The sequence below is a fragment of the Marivirga sp. genome, from assembly GCF_024636815.1.
GTDB lineage: Bacteria > Bacteroidota > Bacteroidia > Cytophagales > Cyclobacteriaceae > Marivirga.
Genome location: NZ_JAGXGF010000005.1, coordinates 21,789 through 28,194, shown reverse-complemented (window position 1 = coordinate 28,194; position 6,406 = coordinate 21,789). Strand labels below are relative to the sequence as shown.

General features: G+C 32.4%; 2 protein-coding genes. One reads left to right on the top strand and one right to left on the bottom strand.

Annotated elements, in window-relative coordinates:
• Positions 1-140: 140 nt before the first annotated feature.
• On the bottom strand, positions 141-2,867 hold the full coding sequence (locus Q0L29_RS00525; protein ID WP_296618307.1) for a two-component regulator propeller domain-containing protein: 2,727 nt from the start codon (positions 2,865-2,867) through the stop codon (positions 141-143).
• A 462-nt stretch (positions 2,868-3,329) separates the two neighbouring features.
• On the opposite strand from Q0L29_RS00525, the gene Q0L29_RS00520 reads away from it, so the two are divergent.
• Entirely contained in the window at positions 3,330-6,401 is a 3,072-nt protein-coding gene (locus Q0L29_RS00520; protein WP_296618306.1) for a TonB-dependent receptor, read from the top strand.
• Positions 6,402-6,406: the final 5 nt, after the last annotated feature.

The following is a 6,406-nucleotide window of genomic DNA, read 5'->3' as shown; positions in this document are numbered from 1 at the left end:
GAAAGGGGAAAACTTTTCCATAAAATCCAATATACTGCGTTGTCTTTCCTCGATATAGCTCGCTATATCTTCTAAAAGACGCCTTGTCTATTTAATTTTATGAAAATCTGAATTTCCAAATTAGAGTCGAACTCAGGTTATTAGTATTTTAAAATGAACTCCTGCAAATTATCAGCACGTTCCAATTCAAGTTTCTTTCTTAATCTGTAACGCGCTATTTCCACACCACGAACCGAAATGTTTAATAAGTTAGCAATTTCCTTAGTGCTCAAGTTCATTCTTAAATAAGCACTTAATTTCATTTCTTGTGGGCTTAAACCCGGATAATCTTTTTGCCATCTTTTAATGAAATCTCCATGAACTTGATCAAAATGAATAGAAAAGTGTTCCCAATCATCATCAGCGGCAATGTTCCTGTCAATATTTTGGACTACTCTGCCAATTTCATGTTTTACCTCTTGATTTTTACTTCTTTTAGCAATATTATTTAAATTTGACTTTACACTATTAATAAAGCTATTTTTATTGATCAAATGCATAGTAGAAGTAGCTAATTCTTTGTTTTTTAGCTTAATCTCTGATTTGAGTTTTTCATTTTTGAGGTGTTCCAGCTTCTCCTCGGAAGTTTTTAATTCGCTATCAATTCTAGTGATTTCTTTTTCTTTCTCTTCTGTAATAATTTCTGTTTTCTTTTTATATCTTAATTCAAAGAAGAGAAAAACTAAAATAGAAGAAACTAATCCAAGAAAAATATACAAGCCATAAGCCCAGTTTGTACGATACCAGGGAGGAAGAATGGTAAATTCATATGTAGCAATATTACTTAATTGCCCATGGATGTTTTTAGCCCTCACATGGAATATATAATTTCCTTCTTTTAAATTGGTATACTCTTTAGCAGTCCTTACGGACCATTCACTATATCCTTCTTCATTATTTTTAAGCCAATATTGGTATTCATTTTGAAATTGACCGTTCATATAGGGAGCACTGTATTCAATTCGTATGGAGTTTTCCTTAAATGGAATTTCAATCCCTTTATTGATTTGTTTAAAGCTTACTTTTTCTCCCTTCATTTCCCTTCCATAGGTCAGAATTGAATCCATTGAATTGGAGAAACTGACTTTAGTGAAAATAACATTAAAGTCTATGTCTTGCAGCTTTTGAATTGAATTGTCAAAAAAGATGAATCCTTCTTTTGCTGCAAATAATACTTTATTTGCTTCTAAGGTTATAATATTATGTAAATCATCATTCAAAACATTTCTTAATTGATTAAATACAGCGGTGTGCTTTTTATAATTGCCATTAGAGCTTTTCTCCAATACACCTCTTTCGGTTGTATTTACAAAATAGATATTGCCTAATGCGTCTTCAGCAAAGCTTACAAATTGTATGTTTTCCGGAAAATATTCTGATAAAAATGATGATTTAATAAAACGATCTTCCTTTTTATTATATTCATATAATCCACTTTCCGTTGAAAAGATTAGATTATTATTTAACCTCCATACATTGATTAATACTTTAGAAGGTAATCCTTTTTCTTTTCCATAGTATTCTGATTTAACTGATTTCAGATCCTCTGATAATTTGATTTTGTAAACACCTTTGTAACCATGTGTCATCCAAATATTACCCTCTTCGTCTTCCTCCATAACCCTAGAGGATTCTTCAAAACCTTCTAGTTTATGGAGGAATTCAAGTCCATTTTTAGATTCTTTAAAAAGTGATAGGCCTTTATAATTTCCTTGTAAAACATAGCCGGGATAATTTTTGAGGTCAAGAAAGGTCCAGGTACCGGGGATATTGGAGAGAATTTTAGCTTCCCCATCTTCAATGCTAAAAGTACCGGAGTGATGACCCATTACAATTGAATTATGTAAATGTTCAATATTATATACTTGTCCTGTGGTGTATTTTACTTTTTGAAAAGTTGCATTTTTATTTTGTATGTTTTTAAAATATAGTCCGTTATTGGTACCTAAGTATAGTGTGTCTCTTAGTAACAAAGCATCATAGCCAGTTCCCGGCAAGCCAGTTTGTTCATTTAAATGTTCAAAAGGTGAATTTAAAGTTACAGATGATATTCCGTTATTATGACCAAGCCATAAGTTTCCTTGAATATCTTCAAACAAAGAGAGTACAGTTCTATTTTCAATTCCTCTTCCCTTTGTCAATTGCATTTTGATATTACCCCTGGAATCCAAAATAAATAAGCCTTCATTTTGTGTTCCAATTGCTATTTCTCCACTTTTTAACCTTATCATTTGATTAATATTGGAAGCTTGAAAGATAGCTTGGTTTTGTTTATTCCATACGCTAATGGTATTTCCAGTCTTTAAAAACACCCCGCTTTTTAAGGTGCTAATTAATAATTGATTGTTAGTGATTTCTAAAATACCACTAATAGTCATCTCTTTAAAGAAATTACCAAAATCTGCCTGTTTTACAGCGCCATTTTCCATGACGGATAGTCCTTTTCCTATTTGGTTTAGGTAGAGTTGATGATTTACCAGAAAAAAATTGTCAGGATCAGTTTCTGGATCTACAATATTTAATAGCTTTCCAGATATATTGAATATGAAGATATCATCAAAAGTACAGAATAAGAGTCTGTCATTTTTTTTGAATACTCTCCATGCTTCATCAAAATTTCTTTTTTTGTCAGGGATGCTATCTGCTAAACTCACAAAAGTTAATTTTCCTAATTCATCTGGTATGTAATAACCAAAATCGCCTTGGGCGGCTATATAAATCTTTCCATCAGTATCCACAAATACGTCCCTGCATTTAGTACCGCTTTCTAGTGAGTACTTATTCCAATTGGTACCATCAAATTCTAATAATCCAAAATTGTTTGCCACATAAAGGAGGCCGTTTTGACTTTGAGTGATTTTCCAATTTTGAATTCCTCCTTGATAATCCTGACTTGAATAGTATTTGTAAAAGGGATATCCAATATATTGACTATAGCTATAATTTGTAATTAATATTAGACAGATTACTATATACAGGACCTTAATTCTCTCTTGCATTTTCTTGATGTTAATAAAACACAATTTAGTAAAATATGATAAGATTGTAGTAACAAGGGTGAAAATAGTGTAGAATAAAACCAGACTTTCGTAGTAAATTAAAAGTACTTTTAAATACATTTAAGGCGTTATATTTCTTTAAATGATGTGTTTTTGAGATATTGATTTTATCCTGTTGATGTATTTATGATGTATGTTATTTATTTGTATATCTTTATAATTAATGGTCATTTGGTTTAAGCTTTTGTTAAGAAAGCAATTGAAACTTTAATCGATTTATAACAAATGACTATGAAGCACATTTTAACCTTGTTTTTTTTAATTCTATACAGCTTCGCAAGTATAGCACAGGAAAATACAGTTTCCGGTATTGTCACTGATGAAAATGATGAACCTTTACCAGGTGTTAATATAATGATTGTTGGCACCTCTTCTGGAACTACAACCGGAATAGATGGTAATTATAAATTATCAGTTGATGCAAATGCAGTCCTTAAATTCAGTTTTATAGGATATAAGACTATAAGTGAAAATGTTAATGGTAGAACAAGTATTAACGTTAAAATGGTATCTGATTTTGAATCCTTAAGTGAGGTTGTCGTAATTGGATATGGTACACAGAAAAAAAGTGTTTCCTCTGCAGCAATGTCTTCGGCAGATGTAGATGCCATGGAGAAAATAAGTGTTCCTAATGTTGGTAAATCTATGCAAGGTTTAACCAATGGTGTTACGGTAAGTGGAGCGTCTGGTCAAGCAGGTTCAGCTCCAACTATTTTAATACGTGGTATTGGTACAAATGGAAATAACTCTCCCTTAGTTGTTATTGATGGTTTACAAGCAGACGTAGGGATACTAAATAGTTTATCTCCTAATGATATAGAATCAATTCAGATTTTGAAGGATGCAGCTTCTACTGCAATATATGGTACCAGAGGTGCTAATGGTGTAATTGTAGTTTCTACAAAGAATGGTAAAGATGGGAGGACTGAATTTAGCTATAATGGTTCAGCGTTTGTACAAGAACCTTGGCGTACTCCAGAATTATTGAATGCAGATCAGTATGTTGATATTATCAATGAAAAATTTGAAAATGCTAATAGAACACCCGTTGCCGGTTTTCCAGCAAGAGGTACTGCAACTCAAATAGATACGGATTGGATGGACGTTATTTTCCAACCTACCACCCTTCATAACCATAATATGTCATTAAGTAAAGGTTCTGAAAAGGGGTCTTTTTTTACTTCTATTAGCTATGTAAGTCAGGAAGGTATTATTGCTCCTGAAAAATCTTACAATAATCGATTAACTATTAGAGTGAATAGTCAAACAGAGGTTAATGAATATTTAACTTTCGGACAATCTTTATCAGTAGTGCAAACAGAATCTGAAAGCATTCCTGAAAATAATGCTTTTGGAACTCCTATTGCAGATGCATTAGTTTATGATCCTTTAACACCAGTATACGATAATAATGCGCAATTTGGATTCGCACAATCTCCTTACGTTCAGAAAGAATATGTAAATCCTTTAAGCAGAATTTTTATTGCCAACAATCAAAATAGCAGTAAAAATTTATTTGGTAGTGCTTATTTAGAAGTTTCGCCTTTTGAATGGTTAAAATTTAAATCTGACTTTGGGGTTCAGTATTATAACTACACTAATGACAGTTATTCTCCAGCTTACAGTCTGACACCTGCGTTCTTGCAAAATAGTAGCCAGGTTGGTTTTGGTGCAGGAAATGGTCTGCAATGGCAATGGGAAAATTATGCGACTGTTACCAAAGATTTTGGTTTAAATAATATAGAGGCAGTTTTGGGTACCACTATGATTGAAGGTAATAGTTATAATTATGGCGGTTCTGGTCAGGATCTTCCAGTAGAAGCTTTAACAAACGAAAGTTTGAGATATATCACTTTAACTCCTGATTCTTCCAGAAGGTCTTTCTCTAACTCTCCGGGTAAAACTGCACTTCAAAGTTATTTTTTCAGAACGCTTTATAATTATAATGAAAAATATTTAGCAACAGCAGCTTTTAGATATGATGGATCTACTCAGTTTGGACCTGAAAATAAATATGCATTATTTTCTGCTTATTCAGCAGGATGGGTAATATCTGAAGAAGATTTTTTAGATGTTCCTTTTATTGATTTCTTTAAGATAAGAGCAAGTTATGGTTCTAATGGAAATGATCGAATTTCAAATTACCAATATACAAGTGTGATTAACTTCTTGAGTACCTATCAATTCGGTCAATCAAGTAACCAGACTGTATATCAAGGTGCAGTTCCAATCAATTTACCTAATCCTTTTGTTCGATGGGAAAGATCAATTCAATCTGATATAGGATTTGACAGTAGATTTTTCAATGGAGATTTAGGAATAGAATTTGACTATTATAACAAAATCACAGATGGTTTATTATTAGTTGATCAGTCTGTTCCTATTTTCGCTGGTAATAATGCACCATTTAAAAATGTTGGAAAGGTTAGAAACTCTGGTATTGAATTTAAAATTGATTATGCAAAAGAAGTAGGGGAATTATTCCTTGCAGCCACTCTTAATGGGTCTACATTGAAAAATGAAGTATTAGAAGTTGATGGAGCGGATGGAATCTTTAATGGATATACCTGGCCTGTAAGAAATACGATCATTACCAGAATGGAAAAAGGTGAGCCATTATTTTATTTCCGTGGCTATGAATCTTCTGGTGTATTCGAAAGTCAAGCTGATGTCATAAGACATATCAACAGAAGTGGAGATCAGTTACAACCTGATGCAAAGCCTGGAGATTTAAGATTTGAGGATACTAATGGCGATGGTGTGATTGATGTTAATGATTATACTAATATCGGTAAGCCATGGGCTGATTTTACATTTGGTTTAAACCTTACGGCTGAGTATAAAAACTTTGATTTAAACTTATTAATAGCAGGTCAAACAGGTAATCAAATCTTTAGAACTTTTGAAAGACAGGATGTTCCTTACAATAACTACACTACAGAGTGGTTAGATAGATGGTCGGAAGATAATCCAACAGGTTCTTATCCAAGAGTAACAGCTGGAGCTCAAAACCCTGTTGCTAACAATAATAGCCCATCTAGCTTCTATGTGGAAGATGCCGATTTTTTACGAGTGAAGAACTTACAAATTGGATATAGTGTTCCTAAAAGTATCTTAGAGAAAGCTAAAATGACCAAAGCTAGAATTTTTGTTTCAGTAGATAATTTATTGACTTTAACTGGTTACTCAGGATTTGATCCTGAGATTGGGGTAATTAACTATAATGTTGCTTCCTCAAATTTAGATCAGGGTTTTTATCCTCAAACAAGAAATTTTGGAGCTGGACTTCAATTAACATTTTAAATATT